Origin of the sequence: Xanthobacter variabilis, from assembly GCF_043831965.2 — a bacterium.
GTDB lineage: Bacteria > Pseudomonadota > Alphaproteobacteria > Rhizobiales > Xanthobacteraceae > Xanthobacter.
Window position 1 is genome coordinate 449648 of sequence record NZ_CM195533.1, and the last position, 19556, is coordinate 469203.

Genomic DNA, 19556 nt, shown 5'->3' on the forward strand with positions numbered 1-19556 from the left:
GAGGGCGAGTCAGTGGAGGCACAATGCGGCATTTTATCTGAAATCTCGATTATCCGAAAAGCCGATTAACTGAGCGGCTCCCGTCGAAATCCCATTGGGGATCGGAAGCTCGATGTGCCGCGTGACCTGCGCCAGCCCCGCTATGCCTGCCTGCGCCAATTGGTGATCGAAGCGCGCAAGACGGCCGGCCTCACCCAGGCGGCCGTGGCCGAGCGGCTGGGCCGTCCGCAATCCTATGTGGCCGACATCGAACGCAACGAGCGCCGCATCGACGTGATCGAGTTCCTGGCGCTCGCCGAAGCCATCGGCGTCGACCCCTTGGGCCTGCTCCGGCAGGTGCGCGACGTGCCGGCCGAGTGAGATGGCGTGGCGGCCGGGGCCCGGGAAAGTCCCGCTTGAGCGGTCATCTAAAGCGGCATCCAGAAGCGCTTGGGTCCTCCGGAGTCCACATAGATCCGTCCCGTGCGACGTTGACCGTGGTGATCATTGAAGCTCACCTCATAGGAGGTGACGTCATCGCCATCTGCCAGGGGATCGTAGGTATCGACGACCAGGCAGTGGCCGGCGGGAAGGCTTGGAAAGCTCCCGGTCGAAACCGAGGTTGTGAGCGGCCCGCCTGTCTCGGGATCGGGAAGCTTCGCGGTGAAGCCGGCTGCCCCCTTCTCGATCTCGGTCAGTGGGGCCGCCCCCGGATTGGCAAGGCAGACGGAGAGGCGCCTGTCATCCCCGTGCCGCCGCAGCCATAAGGCCACCTGCTCGCCACGACCGGCGGGACAGGGGATGAGGCTGCCGAACGGCTCGGGCGTGCGCGGCAGGAACGTCATCGGCACGCTGGAGATCTTTGGCACGAACGGGTTCCCCCGGCCGATGGCCTCGACGCTGGCAATCAGCAGGGTCGCGCCGGCTGCGTTGCAGGCCCGTTGCGCCGCCGCCAGGGCCGGACGCACCAGCCCGCCGTCATCCGTCTCGCAGAACTCGTCGATGACAGTGACATCGCGCTGTGCGAGGTCGGCCGCGACGGCGGCTTTCTGCTCGTCCAGCGCCACAGTGGACGCCGCAGGCTCGCCGGGGCGTGTACGGTAATAGACCACGATTTTCTTGGCGGACATGCGAGGACACCCAGGAAAGCGATGGAACGGTTGTGGCACGGCGCCGGGGCGATACCTGCTGCTGTACGCTATGAAGCCAGCCCCCGGGCCTTCAGGTTCGAGCGCAGCTCTTCGACCCCGCTGAGGTCCCGCACCACGATGCGTACGTCGAGGGGCCACGCCTGCGCCAGCTCCAGGGCGCGGACGATGGCGTCGTTGATCCAGCGGTCGTCATTGCCGAAGGCCCCGCCGCCGAGCCGGGTCAGGTACACGCGTTGGGAACCGCCGCGCCCGAGGTTCTCCAGGGCACAGAGCAAGGTGGCCTCATAGGCGGCCTCCAGCACCAGGCTCGCGAAGGTGGCCCACAGCGCCTTGGGCACGCTGCGTTGGTAGCTCACCGGCAAAGCCGAGCAGAACGCCTGCGTCACGCTCTGGCCGGGTGTCTCGGGCTCATCCGTCACCTCCACATCGGCATGCACACCGATCCGCAGCAGGCCACGGAGGGTGTCCAATCCTTCGGCGTGGAGACCCGCCACGGCCGCGTCGATGGCGGCGAGACCGTCCTTCGTGCACAGGGCGTAGCCGTTGCGCATCTCCCACAGGTCGCTCACGGGTCGAGCCGTCAGCATGCCAAGACGGGCGCCCAGGTCCGCCAGGCCGTCGAGCTGCCGGTCGCGGGTCTGGCCGATGCCGTCACCCACGGGGACGAAATAGTTGCGGAAGATGGTGGCCGCACCCGCCGCAATGGCGCAGGCTGGCCCCTGGGTGGGGTCACCTTCATAGCCGGCGACACCGTGCTCAGGGGTGACGCGGTAATCCATCATCTCCAAAAGGTTGAACTGGGATGCCACCTGGAACAGCGCCCCGGCGCTCTCCTGCCGCCGATGCAACCGCCGGGCATCCGCCTGGATGAAGTCCACCTTCAGGCCGCCCGTGTCGCCCGGCACCACGGCGCGCCGGCGCAGCTCGTCCAGCGACACCAGCTCCAGCGTGCCGATGCCGAAGGACCGGCCATTGGCACGCGAGTGCAGGTGTCCGTCGCGGACCTCCAGCCGGTCCTTTGTCTCGTGATAGCCGGCCTCTTCAAAGCCCGTCAGTCTGCCAAACCAGCTCATGCGTCCCCGCGATGTGGTGTGCGCCAGGGTGCGACCAACCCAATGGCAATCCGCATTTCTCTCGTGGGTTGAACTTATACACCCCGCCTGCGTCAATTCCGGTCGCAGGTCAGCTGGTGCGTGAGACGAGCCACCCGGATTCAACAGTTCGGGAGCCACAAGCGCGGCTGCGATCCACTCGACGTCATTGGAAAACCGCACTATCGCCGCTGGCCGAAGACAGTGCGGATGAGCAAAGGCACCGTACCCTTCCCCATGTTCTCAATTGAGCCGTTCCCGATGCCCCGCGCGATCTCGCCGAAGACGGCGCAATGGCGCGGGGCTGCAAGGTGCTCGCGGCGATTACAGAACGATGCTGCCGGAGGCGAGAGACGACACCCCCGCGAGCTTGACGGAGAGGTCGGCCGTCTTGTCTCCGTTCACGTCGGCCTGGAGCACGCCCTTGGCGAAGCGCAATTCCCCTGCCGTGCCCGAGAACGCCTTCGTGCCGATATAGACGAAGGCGTCGTTCGTCTTCGTGGCACTCCTGGCGTCGAGGGCAGACAGATCGATCTTGTCTCCCGCCTTGGCGGAAAAGTCGGTGATCGTGTCGGAGCTCTTCGAGGTGGAGTCGGCGAGCGCGGTATAGACGAAGATGTCAGCTCCGCTGCTTCCGGTGAGGGTGTCCGCCCCGGCCTCGCCATAGAGCTTGTCGTTGCCCGACCCGCCCGTGATCTTGTCGTTGCCGGCGCCACCCTTCAGCGTGTTGGCCTTGGCGTTGCCGGTGATGACGTTGGCAAGGGTGTTGCCGGTGCCGTTGATGGCGTCGGAGCCGACCAGCGTCAGATTCTCGACGTTGGACGCGAGCGTGTAGGTGACCGAAGACTTCACGAGGTCAGTGCCCTCGCCCGCCTTCTCCACCACCTTGTCTTTGGCGTTGTCCACCACATAGGTGTCGTTGCCCTTGCCGCCGGTCAGCGTGTCGGCACCCGCCTTTCCGTCGAGCGCATTGTTGCCGCTGTTGCCGGTGAGGACGTTGGCGAGGCTGTTGCCGACGCCGTTGATGGCCGCCGTGCCGGTCAGTGTCAGCCGCTCCACATTGGTGGCCAGGGTGTAGGAGACCGCGGACTTCACGAGATCGGTGCCCTCGCCGGACGCTTCCACCACCTTGTCGCGGGAGCTGTCCACCACATAGGTGTCGTTGCCTGCACCGCCGACCAGCGTGTCGTTGCCGGCTCCACCATTGAGGATGTCGTTGCCCGCGCCCCCGTTGAGGGTGTCATTGCCGTCGTCACCGTTGAGGGTATCGTTGCCCCCCGCTCCCACCAGATTGTCGTTCCCGGAGCCACCATCGAGCCGGTCGTCGGCACCGATGTCGGACGCCCAGTCCCCATAGAGCCAATCAGCGCCATCGCCCCCAATCAGGCGGTCCTTTCCATCGGCTCCGATCAATGTGTCGTTGCCAGAGCCGCCGTTCAGGGTGTCGTTGCCGGTTCCGCCATCCATCGTGTCGTTGCCGACTCCACCATTGAGGATGTCGTTGCCCGCGCCCCCGTTCAGGACATCGTCCCCGTCGTCGCCGTTGAGAGTGTCGTTGCCACCCTCGCCCACCAGATTGTCGTTCCCGGTCCCTCCATCGAGCCGGTCATCGCCGCCGACGCCAGTTGACCAGTCTCCATAGAGCCAATCATTGCCGTCGCCGCCAAGCAGCCGGTCATTGCCGTCGGCTCCGATCAGGTTGTCGTCGCCCGTACCCCCGGTGATGGTGTTGTTCGCGGCATTGCCGGTTCCGGTGAAGGCCCCGGTCCCGATGAACGCCAGGTTCTCCACATTGGTGCCGAGGGTGTAGCCGGCCAGCGTCGTGCGCACCGTATCGGTGCCGCCGCCACTGGCCTCAGTCACCGTATCTCCGTAGGAATCAACGACATAGGTGTCGTTTCCGGTTCCCCCGATCAGCATGTCGATCCCGGCCCCGCCATCCAGCGTATCGTTGCCGGCTCCGCCGTTGAGGGTGTCGCCCCCGGCGCCGCCCTTCAGCACGTTGTTCCCGGAATTGCCGGTGATGACATTGGCGAGAGAATTGCCTGTGCCGTTGATGGCGCCCGAGCCGGTGAGGATCAGGTACTCAAGCTCCTGTCCCTCCATGTTGAACGACACCGAGCTCTGCACTGTGTCGGTGCCCGCGCCGTTGGCCTCGATCACCACGTCGCGGGTGGAGTCCACCACATAGGTGTCGTCACCGGTCCCGCCCGCGAGGGTGTCGTTGCCTGCGCCGCCGTTCAGGATGTCGTCGCCGGCAGCGCCGCTGAGCATGTCATCGCCGGCCAAGCCAAAGATGGTGTCGTAGCTCGCGTCGCCCGTGAGCGTGTCGTTGCCGCTCGTGCCGTAGAGGGTGCGGACCGCGTTGGTCCCTGTCACGACGAAGTCTGCGTTCGTCAGCGCAAGGCCGGTCGAGAGCGTGGCGATCTGCACCGCGGCGCCGGAGCCCGTGCCGTCCGCATCATAAAGAAGCGCGCCGGTGGCCGAGTTGTAGATGATCCGGTCGCTGGCATCGTGAGCGGCCGAGCCGATATGGAACTGGTCTGCGCTCAGGGTGCCGGTGGTGAGGAGGGCGATGAAGACATAATTGTCCAACTCGATCGTGTCGTCAGCCACCGAGAAGTCGGTGATGATATCCGCCTCACCCGCAGTGCCGATGCTCGTATTGAAAACAAATGTATCCTTTCCGGCCCCTCCGGTCAGTGTGTCGATGCCATAGTGACCTTTGAGGATGTCGTTTCCGGCGCCGCCGTTCAGGATGTCGTCGCCGGCATTGCCGCTGAGCGTGTCATCGCCGATGCCGCCGTTGACCGTATCCTTGCCGGTGCCGCCATAGAGCGTGTCATTGCCGGCGCCACCCTCCACCGTGTCGTTGCCATCGCCGCCATAGACATTGTCGTCGCCATCGCCACCATCGACGATGTCGTTCCCGACCTGACCGTCGACCCAGTCATTCCCGGCTCCGCCATCCAACGTATCGTCGCCGGCATCACCGAGGACAGTGTCGGCGCCCCCATAGCCGTAGATGGTGTCGTTTCCGCTGCCGCCGGAGAGGGTCTCGTTCGCATCCGTGCCGCTCAACGTCGCCATGGTTCAAATCCCTGAAAATCAATCGGAGACAGGTCGCAGCAGGTTGCTGGAGGAGAAATGAACTCACGCCTCTCCGTCCCCGCTGCACGAAGCTTCAACTCAAGCCACCTGTCTGAAAGTCCGCTATCTGCAACACCCAATAGGCGTGCGGAAGCTCGGCCACAAGCCGGGAGGTTGCATCCGAGCGGGTTTCTATGACAGGTGGAGGATCTTCGGAAGATCGATCGCGAAAGCGACACCAGCGTGCCGATGCCGAAGGAGCGGCCATTGGCGCGGAAGTGCAGGCTTCCAGCCGGTCCTTTGTGTCGTGACAGAAGGCCTCTTCAAAACCCGTCAGTCTGCGAAACCAGCTCATGCGTCTCCACGATCTTGCCGTACGCCAGGGTGCGCCCGACCCAATGGCAATCCGCATTTCTCTCGTGGGTTGAACTTATACACCGGCGCTACGTCAATTCCGGTCGCAGGTCGAATGGTGCATAAGACGGCCTCCGGGACATGGGTAGCTTGTAGCCCATGGGCTACATTTTCGGCATGATCGAAATCCGACAGACCGCGACTTACGCGAGATGGTTCGTCGGGCTTCGGGACATGAGAGCGGACGAAGATCCTCGCGCGCATCGAGCACCTCACCATCGGCGATGCAGGCAACGCGGCGCCGGTGGGCGAAGGCGTCCGCGAGATGCGCATCCATTATGGGCCGGGCTATTGGGTCTATTTCGTCCAGCGGGGCAAGGTGCTGATGATCCTGCTGTATCGCCAGAACAAAGGCATCCAATCCCAAGATATAGACGCAGCGAAGGTGCTGGCGCGCGCGACGAAGGATTGAAGCGATGGCCATCAAAACCACTATACTGGGACGTGGCCAAACACCTCGACAGCGACGAGAGTATTGTCGTGTTTCTGGAGGTTGTGCTCGAAGAAGACGATTCCGTGTTGCTCACCGCCGCGCTGGGCGACATCGCCCGCGCCAAGGGCATGACCGAGCTGGCCCGGAAGCCGGGCCTCTCGCGGGAGAGCCTCTACCGGGCGCTGAGCGCGGAGAGGAACCCCGAGTTGGCCACCATTATGAAAGTGATCGGCGCCCTGGGCCTTCACCTGACCGAGGCACCGAACCAAGCAGCCTGAAGGGGAGTGCTCGCCTGACTTGCGGAGGCACACTGCGTCCGACATCCTGGCCGAGTACCGGATGCCAAGACATGGTGCATCATCGCGCTCCGAGTGGAAGAAGCGGCACCTCTGTCGATGACGACACCGCGTAAGTCTACGTGTCATCCCTTCTTTGGAGCCAATTCCCTCACATTGCTCTCCGGTACGATCCCAAGCTTCGGAAAGGCCGCCCGGATGGTGTCGGCAACGTAGGACGGCGCGAGGTGGGCATAGTGCTTCTCGGTGATCCGCGTATCCGCGTGTCCGAGCTGTGCGGCGATGACCGCCATTGGCACCCCTGCCATCGCAAGGGTGCTGGCATGGGTGTGGCGGAGGACATGGAAGCCGATGGCCGGCGTGATCTTCGCCACCGTGCACGCCTCCGCCAGTGGCCGGGTCTGCTGCGCGGGTTTCCAGGGGCCGCCGTCGTCGCGCTCGAACACCAAAGCGCTCCCCTCCTTGCCGTGAACCAGGCTGCGGAAAAGCGCCGTGGCCTCCTCCGTCAGAACGACATGTCGAGGCTTGCCGCCCTTTGCTTCGCGAACCGCGACCGTGCCGGAGTCGAGGTTGATGTCTGCGATCTTCAGCCGAGCCAACTCACTGTAGCGAGCACCCGTCAGCAGCGCGCCGCGTACCAATGAACGAAGCGCCCCTGGGCACGCGTTCACCAGTCGTGCGCATTCGGCGGCAGTGAGGTAGCGGATCACGGGCGCGTCCACCGCCGCGAAGGGCTTGACCACCCGCCACGCCTCGTCGCTGCTGATGTGCCGCTCGTGCCAAGCGTGGTTCAGAGCCGCCTTGAGCACGGTGAGGATGCGGTTAGCTGTGGCGCGGCGCGAGCGCACCGCGTCCGTATCGTCCTGGTCCACCATCCGGGTAGCCCGCTCCTTGGCGGTGCTCTTGGTACGGACCATCTTGGGTGCGGTGGCGACGCCGCGATGCCAATCCCGGATGCGGCGCGTGCTCAGCTTCGCCAGCTCAACGCCCCCGAGGGACGGGCGGATATGGATCTCAATCACCCGGCGGGTGGCGTATTCGGACCGGCCGCCCTTCCCCACATAATGGGCGAGGTAGTCATCGCACGCATCGGCCACCGTGTAGGGGCCCGACGCAACGGCGAGGCCCAGCGCCCGGCGCTCCTCTTCCTGGAACCAGATGCGGGCCGCCGCCTGCGCATGGCTGAAGGACAGGTGAACCGCACCATCAGCATCCTGTACGTCGTCCGCCGAGCCGAGCGCGTGTTCCGTGTAGCGCTTGCGCTCCCCATCCCACCGCCGGGCAAGCCAGCTTCCGCCACTTTTCTTACGCCGATAGCCGAGGGCGAGCCCGCCGTCGATCTGCTTCCAATAGGGCTCCCCGCGCACGGCGAGGCGGGCTCGGGCGGTACGAGTTTCGAGGGCAGTGTCTCGGACAGTGCGGGCCATGGGAAGAATGGGAAGATTTTGGGGAGTATCTGAGGGCGAATGCGAGCGGATTTCCGCGAACGCTCTCAATCTAACATATTGGTCTAAAATGGACTAGCCTGATCCGCGCGGGTCCGCGAGCGTCCCAGATTTCCCTCTCTCACGGCGAAAACAGGGGTTCGAGTCCCCTTGGGAGCGCCAATCGCCTAACGGCGTGATTTTCCTGCATATCTATCTGCCGCCAAATGGGCTTGTACACGGAATTGTACACCCATGCCGACCCATCTTTGGCGCAGGCCATCCGGCTGGACGTTCCAACGTCGCGTCCCGTCTCACCTGGTTGACAGATTCGGCAAGCTGGTCCGACGCTCTTTAGGCTCAGGACCCATTGATTGCCAGGCGTCGCTGTGATTCAGGCTCCATAAGGAGACTGAGCATGAGCGACCTGTATTGGCTGACGGACGAGCAGATGGCGCGGCTTGCACCGTATTTTCCCAAGAGCCACGGCAAACCACGGGTCGATGACCGGCGGGTGCTGAGCGGGATCATCTTCGTCAACCGGAACGGGCTGCGCTGGCGGGATGCGCCCAGGGAATACGGGCCGCACAAGACATTGTATAATCGCTGGAAACGGTGGAGTGAGATGGGCGTGTTCGCGCGGATAATGGAAGGCCTGACCGCCCAGAGGGCCGAGCCGCAGACCGTCATGATCGATGCGACCTGTCTCAAGGCCCACCGCACAGCTTCCAGCCTTGGGGTAAAAAAGGGGGGCCCGGACGGCTGATCGGACGGACCAAGGGCGGCATGAACACCAAGCTGCACGCCGTGACGGACGCCAATGGCCGCCCCTTGAGCTTCTTCATCACGGCCGGTCAGATCAGCGATTATACCGGCGCAGCGGCCTTGCTCGACGATCTGCCCAAGGCGCAGTGGATGCTGGCCGATCAGGGTTATGACGCCGAGTGGTTTAGAGACGCGTTGGAGCAGAAGGGCATCAAGCCCTGCATTCCAGGCCGCAAATCCCGCTCCATGCCCGTCCAATACGATAAGCGCCGGTACAAGCGCCGCAACCGGATCGAGATCATGTTCGGCCGCCTCAAGGATTGGCGCCGCGTGGCAACCCGCTACGACCGATGCCCAACCGTCTTCTTCTCCGTGCTCGCCCTCGCTGCAACGGTGCTCTTCTGGCTGTGATCAACGAGTCCTGAGCCTAGCCGCGCTCCACTGTGCCCCACAGATCCAGATGGCGCACAGACTCGACATCCGCCGCACCCTTTGGCGTGACCGCATAAGCTTGCGCATGGGGCCGAAAATCACGCGAACCGCGCGCTTATCTCGACAGTATTTCTATTTACGCGCTGCGATGCCGCACGATTTCACGACCGCGACGCGGACATGACATATTATTATTTCACCACGCCATCGCTGAAACGGACTGAAACACTGTCATCGGGACAATAGAGTCGTTTGCTAGATCAGCGCCTTAGGGGGCCGCGTGCCGCGGCCCTGCAAGGAAAGGCGGGGTCAGGGCAATGAACTCGTCGGATGTCACAGTTCGCAATGTGGCGGCGCGCGCGGGATGCTCCGCCGCCACCGTCAGCAGGGTCATCACCGGCAACGGGCCGGTCAGCGAGGATATGCGCGGCCGCGTGGTGCGGGCGGCTCTGGAACTTGGTTTTCCTATCGCCCGGGCGTTTCCGGAAACCCGGCCCATCATCAGCATCCTCATTCCCAGCCTCACCAATCCGGTGTTCGCCGCAGCCGTGGATGGCATCGAGCGCCGGGCGCGCGCCCATGGGCTCTCCACCATCCTGGGCCAGTCCAAGTACGACCCCGCCCAGGAAGAGGCGGTGGTCGCCGCGCTGATCGGCGAGAGGCCCATCGGCATGGTGATGACGGTGTGCGACCCCGTCACCAGCGTGGCGCTGCGGCGCGCCAGCAGCGCCGGGCTGCCGGTGGTCACCATCTATAATGAAGGCACGCCCAGGGGCATCGCCGCCGTCTGCGTGGACAATCGCGCGGCCGTGCATCGCATGGCTGATGAGCTGATCGCCATGGGGCACCGGCGCATCGTGTTCGTCGGCGGCAACTTCTTCTCATCCGACCGGTCGGCCCGTCGCTATGAGGGGTATCGCGACGCCCTGAACCTTGCGGGGCTCACGCCCCTGCCCCCGATCGAGGTGGATTTCATCGATGCGGCCAAGGATATCGACCTGACCGACGTGGTCGCGACTGTCCGCCCCACCGCCATCATCGCCTCCAACGACCTGTTGGCGGTCACCGTCATCGGCTCGCTCCGCCGCGCCGGCCTTTCGGTGCCGGAGGATATTTCCGTGGTGGGCTTCGATGGAATCGATTTCGCCCGCCACATCGCGCCGCGCCTGTCCACCATCATGCAGCCCTCGCAGGCCATGGGGGTGATGGCCGCGGCGCTGCTGCTCGACATGGCCGCCGGCCACAAGCCGCCCCAGCAGCTCCAGCCCGACGTGGTGATGCTACCGGGGGAGACCATCGCTCCTCCGCGCTCCCGCGCCGTTCTTTCCCCCTCCCCCCGTCCGTCAGCCAGAAAGATTTCCCCATGAAAGCCAAACTCGTAGCCCTCGGCTTCGCCGCCGCCATCGGGCTCATGTCCGCCACCGTGCCCCAGGCGCGCGCGGCCGATGCCATCTGCTACAATTGCCCGCCGGAATGGGCCAATTGGGGTGAGATGCTGAAGAAGATCCATGCCAAGCTCGGCATCGAGATTCCCGGCGACAACAAGAATTCCGGCCAGGCCGTCGCCCAGATCATCGCGGAACGGCAGAGCCCGGTGGCCGATATCGCCTATCTGGGCATCAATGCCGGCATTTCCGCCGCCAAGCAGGATCTGGTGGAGGCCTGGAAGCCGGCGCGCTTCGCCGAGATCCCCGCCGGCCTGAAGGATCCCGAGGGGCGTTGGTGGGCGGTCCATCAGGGCACGCTCGGCTTCTTCGTGAATGTGGACGCGCTGAACGGCGCCCCGGTGCCCGCCTGCTGGGCGGACCTGAAGAAGCCGGAATATCGCGGCCTCGTGGGCTATCTGGACCCCACTTCCGCAGCCGTGGGCTATGTCTCCGCCGTGGCCATCAACACCGCGCTCGGCGGCAGCTTCGAGAACTTCACGCCGGCGGTGGAGTATCTCAAGGCCCTCTCGGCCAATGATGCGATCACCACCAAGCAGACTTCTTATGCCCGCGTGGTCTCCGGCGAGATCCCGATCCTGCTGGATTACGACTTCAACGCCTATCGCGCCAAATATACGGAAAAGGGCAAGTTCGCGTTCGTGCTGCCGTGCGAGGGCTCCGTCTCCTTTCCTTATGTGATGACCCTGGTGAAGGGCGCGCCGCACGCGGAAAACGCGAAGAAGGTGCTGGATTATCTGCTTTCCGACGAAGGGCAGCTGTTCTGGAGCACCGCTTATCTGCGCCCGGCTCTGCCGGTGGCGATGCCGGAGCAGATCGCCGAGAAGTTCCTGCCGGCGAGCGAGTATGAGCGCGCCAAGGCCGTGGACTGGGCCGCCGCGCAGGCCGCGCAGGCCGACTTCTCCAAGCGCTACCTCAACGAAGTGCGCTGAGCCCCACCTGCATCCGCCTGCGGGGTGATGAACCACCCCGCAGGCCGCTTCCCCCAAACGCAGGAGCTATCGGTGCGCAGCAGATCCTTCGATGTCCTGCTCATCCTGCCCGCGGCCATCTTCACTTTGGCCTTCCTCATTCTCCCCCTGGCACGGCTGACCGTGGAGGCGGGCACGGGACCAAGCGGCTTTGCCGGCTTCTTCGCCATTCTCACCGAGGCGCGTTATCGCAACAGCCTTCTGGTGACCCTGGCGCTGTCCATCGTCACCACCCTCGCCACCCTCACGCTTGCCACCATCGCGGCGCAGACCCTGGCCCACCGGAAGTTCCCCGGGCGCGGCCTGCTGCTCTCGCTCATGACCTTTCCGCTGGCCTTTCCCGGCGTGGTGGTGGGCTTCATGATCATCCTGTTCGGCGGGCGGCTGGGCCTCGTGAACAGTCTCAGCATGGCGGCCTTCGGCACCCGCGTCATCTTCGCTTATTCTTTGTTCGGCCTGTTCCTGGGCTATGTCTACTTCTCGGTGCCGCGTGTGCTGCTGACGCTGTTAGCTGCGGCCGAAAAGCTCGACCCCTCGCTGGTGGAAGCCGCCCGGTCCCTGGGCGCGGGGCCGCTCGCCATTCAGCGTGATGTGGTGCTGCCCGCTTTGTTTCCGGCCATGTACACGGGCGGCGCGCTCTGTTTTGCCACCGCCATGGGCGCCTTCGGCACCGCCTTCACCCTCGCCACATCCATCGATGTGGTGCCCATGCTGATCTACACGGAATTCACCCTGGCCACCAATGCGGGCATGGCGGCTTCCATCTCCATCGCGCTCGGCGCCATCACCTGGGCCGCGCTCGCCTTGGCCCGCAGCCGCGCCATGCGCGACACCAAGGGAGGCTGACATGGGACTGCGTTGGACCACCCTCGCCGGCTTTGCCATCACCGCCCTCATCGCCCTGTTCCTGGTGGTGCCGGTGCTGCTCTCCGTCTATGCGGGCCTGAGCGTGAATTATGCGCGCGGCATCTCTGCCGGCTTCACGCTGGATTGGGTGCGCCAGGTCTGGAGTTTGTATTCGGACACGGTGTGGCGCAGCCTGATCGTCGCGCTCATCACCTTGGCGCTGACGCTGCTGATCGGCGTGCCCGGAGCCTATGCCCTGGTGCGCCGGGGCGGTCGCTTCGCCCGCATCGTCGAGGAACTGGTGACGCTGCCGGTGGCCATTCCGGGGCTGGCGCTGGCGCTGGCGCTGATCCTCACCTATGGCGGCTTCGGTGCCTTCCGCCAATCCACGTTGTTCGTGGTAGTGGGCCATGTGCTGTTCACCCTGCCGTTCATGATGCGAGCCGTGATCGCCATCCTGGAAACCATCGACTGGCGCACGCTGGATGAGGGCGCGGCGAGCCTCGGTTCGCCGGCCTGGCTGCGCTTCTTCGATGTGATCCTGCCCAATGTGCGGCCGGGCATCGTGGCCGGCGCGCTCACGGTCGTCACTCTCTCCATCGGCGAATTCAACCTGACCTGGATGCTGCACACGCCCATGACGAAGACGCTGCCGGTGGGCCTCGCCGATGCCTATGCCTCCATGCGCCTGGAAGTAGCCTCCGCCTACACGCTGGTCTTCCTCATCATGGTCATTCCGCTGCTCATCGGCCTGCAGCTGGCGGCGGACCTCACCGAGAAAAGGACGAAATCATGAATGCCCGCGCCGAGGCCTTCACCCGCTGCGGGTCGGCCATCACCACCAACGCCCTCACCAAGACCTTCCACGGCCATACCGTTCTTCAGCCAACCCATCTGGAGATCGCGTCGGGGGAGATCCTGGTTCTGCTCGGCCCCTCCGGCTGCGGCAAGACCACGCTGCTGCGCCTGATCGCCGGGCTGGAGCAGCCCGATGGCCCCAACATGATCCGCTTCGATGGCGAGGATGTCAGCGCCCTGCCCATCGAGAAGCGCAATGTGGGCATGGTGTTCCAGTCTTACGCCCTGTTTCCCAACATGACCGTGGCCGAGAATGTGGGTTATGGGCTGAAGGTAAAGGGCATCCGCCGCAAGCAACGGGAAAGTGAAACCAAGCGCCTTCTCGCCTTGGTGGGGCTTGAGGACTATGCCGATCGTCGCATCACCGCGGTTAGCGGCGGCCAACGCCAGCGCACCGCGCTCGCACGCGCGCTCGCCATCAAGCCCCGCGTGCTGCTCTTGGATGAGCCCCTCGCGGCGCTCGATGCGGTGCTGCGCGAACGGCTGCGGGTGGAAATCGGCCTGCTGTTGCGCGAATTCGGCATCACCGCCGTCTATGTCACCCACGATCAGGCGGAAGCGATGGCCATTGGCGATCGCATCGCCGTGATGCAGCGCGGGCGGATCGAGCAAATCGGCGCGCCAAAAGCCATTTATCATCGCCCTGCCAATGACTTCGTGGCTGATTTCGTCGGCACCATGAACCGCCTTGAGGGCCGCGTCAGCGACGGCATCCTTGCGGTGGATGCCGAACACACCCAGGCTCGACTGAGGGTCGGCGGCGGCGATCGCTCGGCCGTGGTCCACTTCCGGCCCGAGGTCGCGCGCCTCACCGCCGGCCCCGGCGCCATTCGCGCACGGGTGATCGCGACCACCTTTTTCGGCGCCACGCAGCGGCTGGTGGCCGAGGTGGCCCCTGGCCGCCAGCTGCAGCTGGATCTGGCCTCCAGCCTGCATTTCGCCCCCGGCCAAATCGTTGCCTTCGACGTCGACCCCCAAGCTATTATCGAATTTGAGAAAGACGCCTGAGCTATGCTCATCGCCCAGATTTCCGACCTGCACATCCGCCCCCGGGGTCAACTGGCTTATGGGGTCTCCGAGACCAACCTCTTCGCGGAACACGCCATTCACGCGTTGCTGCGGCTCGATCCCCAGCCCGATTGCGTGCTCGTGACCGGCGATGTCACCGATTGCGGGCTGGAAGAGGAATATGCCATCGCCGCTGAGCTGTTCTCGCGGCTGCCCTTTCCCGCCTATGCCGTGCCCGGCAACCACGATCTGCGCGAGCCGTTCCGGCGCGCCTTCGCGCGCGGCGATTACCTGCCTGCGAGAGGCCCACTGAACTATGCCGTGTGGTGCGGCCCCATGCGCATTATCGGCCTAGACAGCGTGGTGGCCGGCGCCAGCCATGGGGAGCTGCCGCCCGAGACCCTCGCCTGGCTCGACGCGACCCTCGCAGCGGATCGCCATGCCCCGACCCTGGTGATGCTGCACCACCCGCCGTTCGACACTGGCATCGGCCACATGGACGCCGCGCGGCTGTTCAAGGGCGCCGAGGGGCTGGAACGCGTGGTGGCCGCCCACCCGCAGATTCAGCGCGTGCTCTGCGGCCACGTCCACCGCTCCATCCAGCAATTGTTCGGCAACACGTTGTGCCAGATCGCCCCCTCGGTCGGCCATCAGGTGGCGCTCGATCTGCATGCGGACGCCGCCTCCTGCTTCGTGTTGGAAGCGCCGGAATTCCTGCTGCACCACATCAATCAGGGCCGGGTCGTCACCCATGTGGCGAAGGTGGATCGGGCTCCGGGCCCCTTCCCCTTTATCCTGCCGAAAGAATATCCCGGACGCGCCGGCGCCTCTGCCCGCGCGGCGACCGGCGAGCAGCTCGCCGTCCATTCCTGACTCCGCCGACAGACCTTTCCGCGCGCCCCTGCGGAAAGGTCGTTCCCGGAGCACTTTTCTGAAGCTCAAAAGTAATAACGTGACTGAAACACGTTTCAGCTGGCGTCGTTCGGCCGGCATCGAGACCAGAAATGATGGTTCCGCCACACCATGGCACACCCATTTCGGGGAGGATGCGCGTCATGTCCAATGAACCAACGTCCATGGCCCGCCCTCAGCGGCTCTCATCGACTGAAAAAACAGCCTATGATCGGTCATTGAAAGATGTCAGCGCACTTGAACATGTCGTCGTGATCATGTTCGAGAACCGCTCTTTCGACAATATATTCGGATACCTGCATCCCTCCGGCAACCTGCCGGAGGGACAGACATTTGAAGGCCTCACCGGCGGCACATACTGGAACCTGGGACCAGATGGCGAGAAAATCTATGCCCACATCTACCAGGGCGACTATAAGCAAGCGCTAGCAAGCCCCGACCCGGATCCGGGTGAGGAATATCAGCATGTCAATACACAGCTGTTCGGCACCATCAACCCCACTGAAAACGCCGAATTGACAGCCCAGAAGATGCATCCCCCCTACAATGTGCCGCCCCACGGCAGCATCAATATGGGCGGCTTCGTTCTTGATTATTTCCACAACATCAAGCTTACCCTCAAAGATGAGGATGCAGCGCGCGCCAAGTGCGGTCAGATCATGGGGTCATTTGACCCTGAGATGCTTCCGGTGCTCTCCACCCTTGCCCGCAATTTTGCGGTCTATGATCACTGGTTCAGCGCTGTGCCGTCGCAGACCTTCTGCAACCGCGCCTTTTTCCATGCCTCCACCTCATCCGGCTTTGTCACCAATGCCGGTGCCCCCGGCTACAAGAAGTGGTCCACCCTGAATCCAGCCCCCACGATTTTCAACCAGCTGGAAGAGGCAGGTCTGCCATGGGCCGTCTATTTTGATGAGAGCCAGCTTGTCTCCATCACCGGCCTCATCAATCACCATGCCCTCGCGCCCTTCCGGCACACGCATTTTCGGTCCATGACCGACTTCTACAACGATGTGAAAGCCGGCACGCTTCCCGCATATTCTTTCATCGAACCTCGCCAATTGTTTTGCCACAACGACATGCACCCGCCCCTCACCTTCACCATAGCAGGCACCACCATCGATCCGATTTATGACACTCGGGCTGGCGAAGTGCTGTTGCATGAGGTCTATTCAGCCATTCGCGACAGCGAGAGCCCGACAGGTTCGAATGCCATGAACACCACGCTGCTGGTGACCTTCGACGAGCATGGCGGCACTTACGATCACGTGCCCCCGCCGGCCGCCGTGCCGCCTGAGAACCTTGGCGACACCGAATGCGGCTTCGCCTTTGATCGCCTGGGTGTGCGGGTGCCGACCATCGCCATTTCGGCCTATACGCGCGCCGGAACGGTCATCAATGAAGAAATGCACCACGGGGCCGTCATCGCCACCTTGTGCCGCAAGCACGGGCTGGCGCCGCTGACGGCCCGCGATGAAGGCGCCCGGGATATCGCCAACGCCTTCAATCTCAAAGAGCCACGGCCCGCGTCCCAATGGCCGCAGACCCAGCCGGCGCCGGTGCCTGCCGAACCGCAGGCCGGCCCGTTCACCGGCGCGCTCGCCCAAACTCCGCTGACACCCCCCGGGCGCTCGATGATGGGCCTGTTGGTGGAGGCCTATGGCGCCCCCGGTGAGCAACCGCCCGAGACCTATGGCGCCGCCTATGAAACGGTTCAACGCCTGGCCAAGGGGCTGTTCGGATAGCCCGCAGCGGCAGTAGCCGGCACAATACGCGGGAAGAAGGGGAGAAAACAGCTTTTCTTCCCGCACAAAATGCCGATACATCTTGCGACGGACGCCTCTTTATACCATTTCAGGGAAAGCCGTCAGCTCAGATCGTCTTTCCATAGAAGGCGATTTTCGATCACGCAGGATGAATGAGCCTGAGAGCGGGGGCGTTCACGGGGAACGTATCATATCCCCACATCAAGAACACGATGCCCAGCATTTCCGGAGGCCATGTACAGATGGCTGTCGCTTCCCGTTCCAACGCTTCGACGAGCAACGGCAGCGCATTAACCACCAGGGCCAGCCCAATCTTCATAAAGCTCACCTTCCGCGACGAAGAGCGACAGGGTGAGGCCGAGGGGCGAGTGCTCCTGGATGACATCATGGGGGCTACCGAGGATTACTGTCTTCCACGTTTCTGCAGTTCGGTTCGCTTGCGATCAGCGCTGAGGTCTCAGGAGGCTCCATATTCAGCTCAGACGCGGATATGGAGCCTCTGTTTCGTTTTTATGTTGCGAACTGTCCAAGAAGTGAACGCTTACCAGTGCCTTGTGTGGTATCGCAGTGGCTTAAGCGCGATTTTTGGGGTGAGCGGTCTTGCCGAGGGCCAATAGGCGCGCCAACAGGGTGGGAAGGCCGCGATCTGACTCGGCGGCGGGGGCCGCCATCCCGGATGGTCGTGCCCCGGCCAGGATAGAAATTCCATTCGTCGATCTTGAGTTGGTAGGCGGTCTTGCGCTCGAAGCAGATGCAGCGGGCATTCAGGCGATTGATGGCATGCACCATCCGGGGCGGGCCATTAGGCCGCGGGCCGTCGCTGGGAAAAGCTTCTGCTCAACTTGGTTTTCTCCTCCCGCGGCCGCCGAGGTGGTGGCAGAGAGCACCAGCGCATGGGCGATCTGGGGGAGAGGAAGAAGACGGCAGGGGGATTGTCATCACAGGGGTGTATCGCGGTGAGACCGCGTGTGAATATCGATGACCAGCGTTTCGTGTGCTTCAGACCTACCCCGCCTTCCGCGATTTCTATCGCGGCACCAAGGCGGGCAATGGGGAAAGCGAAGGCGCGGGAGTTCGTCCGCCACCTCACCCAGCGCGTCATCCTCATCGAAGGCCAGCAGCTTGGCGATCTGATGATCGAGCACAACGTGGGTGTCCGCCTCGCCCGCGCGGTGGAGTTCAAGCGGCTCGACGAGGACGTCTTCGCCGACGAGGAGTGATGTCCCGCCGGCCGCAGGGTGCGCGCCGTCACGAATGGCTCAAGGGTGGCGCGCTCCATGGCCAACCACGGCCCTTTCGTTTATGGTGCCGCGCTTTCCAGCCGGATCGTCTCCCCGTGACCCCCGCCACCCGCCTGCAAGACACCCTCGATCTGTTGAATGAAATCGATAGCCTTCCGCGCCCCGCGGATGCTGTCGTTTCCGCGTGGTTTCGGGCGCACCGCTATATCGGCGATGCGGATCGCGGCGCCATTTCCGATCTGCTCTATGCGCTCCTGCGCCACCATGCGCGCCTGGGCTGGTGGCTCGCGCGGCATGGCCGGCCCGATGTGGCGCGCAACCGGCTTCTGGCCTGGCTCGCACTCGACGGCGGCATGACGGTGAAGCAGGTGCAGGGCCTGTTCACGGGCGAAAAGTTCGCGCCGGCGGTGCTGACGGATCACGAGCGCGCGCTGCTCATCAAATTGCAGGGCAGCCCCCTCACCCATTCCGCCATGCCGGACGAAGTGCGCTTTGAATGCCCGCCTTGGGCGCTGGAGCCGTTGCGGCGCCGGTTCCAGGACACTTTGGCGCACGAGATGGCGGCGCTGCTGACGCCGGCCCCGCTCGACCTGCGCGTCAATCCCATCAAGTCCACCCGCGAGGACATGCTGCGCGCCTTGCAGGACCTCGGCCTGCGGGCCGAAGCCTCGGCCATGGCGCCCCATGGCATCCGCGTGCATGAGCGCCCCTCATTGGCCGGCCTGCCCATGCTGAAAAGCGGCGAGGTGGAGATTCAGGACGAAGGCTCCCAGCTGGTCGCCATGCTGGTGGACGCCCGGCCGGGCGAGCGCGTGGTGGACTTCTGCGCCGGCGCCGGCGGCAAGACATTGGCCATCGCCGCCCAGATGGCCAATAAGGGCCACGTCATCGCCTGCGATGTTCTGGAAGGGCGGCTGAAGCGCGCCGCCGAGCGTTTCCGGCGGGCGGGCCTGCACAATATCGAAACCCGCGCCCTCGCCAGCGAAACGGATCGCTGGGTGAAACGCCACAAGGGCATGTTCGATCGGGTGCTGGTGGATGCGCCCTGCAGCGGCACCGGCACATGGCGGCGCAATCCCGATGCCCGCTGGCGCGAGCTGGGGGCGGGCCTTGAAAACCTCCTGCCCCTCCAAGCCCGCATTCTCGCGAGCGCCGCGCGGCTGGTGAAGCCGGGCGGGCGGCTGGTCTATGCCACCTGCTCCATGCTGCCCGAGGAGAACGAGGCCCAGGTGGCCGCGTTCCTGGCGGCTTCTCCCGCCTTTCATGTGGTGCCGCTGTGCGAGGCCGCGCCGCTGCTGACCTGTTCGGCCCACCCCGACTATCTTTCGCTGACGCCCGCGCGCCACGATACCGACGGCTTTTTCGCCGCGGTCATGCAGCGCGAAGCCGCGCCCGCTGCCCCGCCGCCCGTGGCAGAGGCATAGAGCGCTGGCG

At 64.3% G+C, this 19556-nt stretch carries 19 protein-coding genes; 14 read left to right on the forward strand and 5 right to left on the reverse strand.

Annotated elements, in window-relative coordinates; translation table 11 throughout:
* The first annotated feature begins 114 nt into the window (after window positions 1-114).
* The gene (locus V5F26_RS01985; RefSeq protein ID WP_234050711.1) at window positions 115-360 is read left to right on the forward strand and encodes a helix-turn-helix domain-containing protein; all 246 of its coding nucleotides are present in this window, start codon (window positions 115-117) and stop codon (window positions 358-360) included.
* Between the two features lie 47 nt (window positions 361-407).
* Here V5F26_RS01985 and V5F26_RS01990 read toward each other — a convergent pair whose 3' ends face one another.
* The 3 genes from V5F26_RS01990 to V5F26_RS02000 all read right to left on the reverse strand — a co-directional run bounded on the left by V5F26_RS01990 (window position 408) and on the right by V5F26_RS02000 (window position 5311).
* Complete coding sequence (locus tag V5F26_RS01990; RefSeq protein WP_394946804.1) at window positions 408-1109, reverse strand: hypothetical protein; 702 nt, start codon at window positions 1107-1109, stop codon at window positions 408-410.
* Between the two features lie 68 nt (window positions 1110-1177).
* Complete coding sequence (locus V5F26_RS01995; RefSeq protein WP_394946805.1) at window positions 1178-2203, reverse strand: hypothetical protein; 1026 nt, start codon at window positions 2201-2203, stop codon at window positions 1178-1180.
* A gap of 342 nt (window positions 2204-2545) precedes the next feature.
* Window positions 2546-5311 (reverse strand): calcium-binding protein, encoded by a 2766-nt coding sequence (locus tag V5F26_RS02000; RefSeq protein WP_394946806.1) that lies wholly within the window; start codon window positions 5309-5311, stop codon window positions 2546-2548.
* A gap of 631 nt (window positions 5312-5942) precedes the next feature.
* Between V5F26_RS02000 and V5F26_RS02005 the strand changes: the two genes are divergently transcribed.
* Together V5F26_RS02005 and V5F26_RS02010 are read left to right on the forward strand one after the other, a co-directional pair.
* Entirely contained in the window at window positions 5943-6137 is a 195-nt protein-coding gene (locus tag V5F26_RS02005) for a type II toxin-antitoxin system RelE/ParE family toxin (protein WP_394946825.1), read from the forward strand.
* 32 nt (window positions 6138-6169) lie between these two features.
* Complete coding sequence (locus V5F26_RS02010; protein ID WP_394946807.1) at window positions 6170-6436, forward strand: addiction module antidote protein; 267 nt, start codon at window positions 6170-6172, stop codon at window positions 6434-6436.
* Window positions 6437-6579: 143 nt separating this feature from the next.
* On the opposite strand, the gene V5F26_RS02015 is transcribed toward V5F26_RS02010, so the two are convergent.
* Window positions 6580-7881: a tyrosine-type recombinase/integrase gene (locus V5F26_RS02015; protein ID WP_394946808.1), complete on the reverse strand. Its 1302-nt coding sequence runs from the start codon at window positions 7879-7881 to the stop codon at window positions 6580-6582.
* A gap of 252 nt (window positions 7882-8133) precedes the next feature.
* Between V5F26_RS02015 and V5F26_RS02020 the strand changes: the two genes are divergently transcribed.
* The 9 genes from V5F26_RS02020 to V5F26_RS02060 all read left to right on the forward strand — a co-directional run bounded on the left by V5F26_RS02020 (window position 8134) and on the right by V5F26_RS02060 (window position 16860).
* Entirely contained in the window at window positions 8134-8271 is a 138-nt protein-coding gene (locus V5F26_RS02020) for a DUF6538 domain-containing protein (RefSeq protein WP_394946809.1), read from the forward strand.
* Window positions 8272-8296: 25 nt separating this feature from the next.
* A protein-coding gene (locus V5F26_RS02025) for an IS5 family transposase (protein WP_509210533.1) occupies window positions 8297-9054 on the forward strand; the annotation gives its coding sequence in 2 pieces (ribosomal slippage) (window positions 8297-8633 and window positions 8633-9054; 759 coding nt in all).
* A gap of 338 nt (window positions 9055-9392) precedes the next feature.
* Window positions 9393-10442, forward strand: coding sequence for a substrate-binding domain-containing protein (locus tag V5F26_RS02030; RefSeq protein ID WP_394947598.1), 1050 nt, complete (start codon window positions 9393-9395; stop codon window positions 10440-10442).
* The gene (locus V5F26_RS02035; protein ID WP_394947599.1) at window positions 10439-11452 is read left to right on the forward strand and encodes an extracellular solute-binding protein; all 1014 of its coding nucleotides are present in this window, start codon (window positions 10439-10441) and stop codon (window positions 11450-11452) included. The genes V5F26_RS02030 and V5F26_RS02035 overlap by 4 nt, the downstream gene beginning before the upstream one ends.
* Before the next feature lie 72 nt (window positions 11453-11524).
* Window positions 11525-12337 (forward strand): ABC transporter permease, encoded by an 813-nt coding sequence (locus V5F26_RS02040; protein WP_394947600.1) that lies wholly within the window; start codon window positions 11525-11527, stop codon window positions 12335-12337.
* 1 nt (window position 12338) lies between these two features.
* On the forward strand, window positions 12339-13133 hold the full coding sequence (locus V5F26_RS02045; protein WP_394947601.1) for an ABC transporter permease: 795 nt from the start codon (window positions 12339-12341) through the stop codon (window positions 13131-13133).
* On the forward strand, window positions 13130-14203 hold the full coding sequence (locus V5F26_RS02050; RefSeq protein ID WP_394947602.1) for an ABC transporter ATP-binding protein: 1074 nt from the start codon (window positions 13130-13132) through the stop codon (window positions 14201-14203). Before V5F26_RS02045 ends, V5F26_RS02050 begins: the two co-directional genes overlap by 4 nt.
* A gap of 3 nt (window positions 14204-14206) precedes the next feature.
* Entirely contained in the window at window positions 14207-15076 is an 870-nt protein-coding gene (locus tag V5F26_RS02055; protein ID WP_394947603.1) for a phosphodiesterase, read from the forward strand.
* A 182-nt stretch (window positions 15077-15258) separates the two neighbouring features.
* Window positions 15259-16860, forward strand: coding sequence for an alkaline phosphatase family protein (locus V5F26_RS02060; protein ID WP_394947604.1), 1602 nt, complete (start codon window positions 15259-15261; stop codon window positions 16858-16860).
* A gap of 160 nt (window positions 16861-17020) precedes the next feature.
* Here V5F26_RS02060 and V5F26_RS02065 read toward each other — a convergent pair whose 3' ends face one another.
* Window positions 17021-17200: a hypothetical protein gene (locus V5F26_RS02065; RefSeq protein ID WP_394947605.1), complete on the reverse strand. Its 180-nt coding sequence runs from the start codon at window positions 17198-17200 to the stop codon at window positions 17021-17023.
* Between the two features lie 730 nt (window positions 17201-17930).
* Here V5F26_RS02065 and V5F26_RS02070 point away from each other — a divergent pair.
* Window positions 17931-18101 (forward strand): hypothetical protein, encoded by a 171-nt coding sequence (locus tag V5F26_RS02070; protein WP_394055868.1) that lies wholly within the window; start codon window positions 17931-17933, stop codon window positions 18099-18101.
* Between the two features lie 116 nt (window positions 18102-18217).
* Entirely contained in the window at window positions 18218-19546 is a 1329-nt protein-coding gene (locus tag V5F26_RS02075) for an RsmB/NOP family class I SAM-dependent RNA methyltransferase (protein WP_394055867.1), read from the forward strand.
* The last annotated feature ends 10 nt before the right edge of the window (window positions 19547-19556 follow it).

Bases quoted from the DNA above. Each gene is read 5' to 3' on its own strand.
- V5F26_RS01990 (WP_394946804.1), bottom strand. From the start codon at position 1,109: ATGTCCGCCAAGAAAATCGTGGTCTATTACCGTACACGCCCCGGCGAG.
- V5F26_RS01995 (WP_394946805.1), bottom strand. From the start codon at position 2,203: ATGAGCTGGTTTGGCAGACTGACGGGCTTTGAAGAGGCCGGCTATCAC.
- V5F26_RS02000 (WP_394946806.1), bottom strand. From the start codon at position 5,311: ATGGCGACGTTGAGCGGCACGGATGCGAACGAGACCCTCTCCGGCGGC.
- V5F26_RS02015 (WP_394946808.1), bottom strand. From the start codon at position 7,881: ATGGCCCGCACTGTCCGAGACACTGCCCTCGAAACTCGTACCGCCCGA.
- V5F26_RS02020 (WP_394946809.1), top strand. From the start codon at position 8,134: ATGCCGACCCATCTTTGGCGCAGGCCATCCGGCTGGACGTTCCAACGT.
- V5F26_RS02030 (WP_394947598.1), top strand. From the start codon at position 9,393: ATGAACTCGTCGGATGTCACAGTTCGCAATGTGGCGGCGCGCGCGGGA.
- V5F26_RS02035 (WP_394947599.1), top strand. From the start codon at position 10,439: ATGAAAGCCAAACTCGTAGCCCTCGGCTTCGCCGCCGCCATCGGGCTC.
- V5F26_RS02045 (WP_394947601.1), top strand. From the start codon at position 12,339: ATGGGACTGCGTTGGACCACCCTCGCCGGCTTTGCCATCACCGCCCTC.
- V5F26_RS02050 (WP_394947602.1), top strand. From the start codon at position 13,130: ATGAATGCCCGCGCCGAGGCCTTCACCCGCTGCGGGTCGGCCATCACC.
- V5F26_RS02055 (WP_394947603.1), top strand. From the start codon at position 14,207: ATGCTCATCGCCCAGATTTCCGACCTGCACATCCGCCCCCGGGGTCAA.
- V5F26_RS02060 (WP_394947604.1), top strand. From the start codon at position 15,259: ATGTCCAATGAACCAACGTCCATGGCCCGCCCTCAGCGGCTCTCATCG.
- V5F26_RS02065 (WP_394947605.1), bottom strand. From the start codon at position 17,200: ATGAAGATTGGGCTGGCCCTGGTGGTTAATGCGCTGCCGTTGCTCGTC.
- V5F26_RS02070 (WP_394055868.1), top strand. From the start codon at position 17,931: ATGGGGAAAGCGAAGGCGCGGGAGTTCGTCCGCCACCTCACCCAGCGC.